At 61.3% G+C, this 672-nt stretch carries 1 protein-coding gene; it reads left to right on the forward strand.

The window, feature by feature from the left end; translation table 11 throughout:
* A partial coding sequence (locus J5M71_RS26300) for an MFS transporter (protein ID WP_207838383.1) occupies positions 1–672 on the forward strand: 672 nt, incomplete at both ends.

Raw genomic sequence — 672 nt, forward strand, 5'->3', positions numbered from 1 at the left:
ACCGGCTGGAAACCTGAAGGCTGGACCGCTCCGGCGAAGAAAGCGTCCAACGCCATGATCACCAACCGTCACGTCCACGTGAACGTAGCGTGGAAAACCCCGCAATTCCGTCTGGTCTGGCTGGTGCTGTGCCTGAACGTGTCGGCGGGTATCGGTATCCTCGGCATGGCTTCGCCACTGTTGCAGGAAGTGTTCGGCGGCAAACTGCTGGGCGTCGATGTACCGTTCGGTCAACTCGACGCTGGCCAACTGGCCTCGATCGCGGCGATCGCAGCGGGCTTCACTGGTCTGCTGAGCCTGTTCAACATCGGAGGCCGGTTCTTCTGGGCCTCGTTCTCGGACTACCTGGGCCGCAAGAACACCTACTTCGTGTTCTTCGCGCTGGGTTTTGCCCTGTACGCGCTGATTCCGAACATGGGCCATCTGGGCAACGTTGCGCTGTTCGTGGCGGCGTTCTGCATCATCCTGTCGATGTACGGCGGTGGTTTTGCCACCGTTCCGGCGTATCTGGCCGACCTGTTCGGTACACAGATGGTCGGTGCGATCCACGGTCGTCTGCTGACTGCCTGGGCCGCTGCCGGCGTGCTCGGTCCGGTGCTGGTCAACTACCTGCGTGAATATCAGTTGAGCATCGGCGTGGAACGCGCTGCCGCTTACGACATCACCCTGTAC

Source organism: Pseudomonas sp. 43(2021) (assembly GCF_017490805.1).
Lineage (GTDB): Bacteria > Pseudomonadota > Gammaproteobacteria > Pseudomonadales > Pseudomonadaceae > Aquipseudomonas.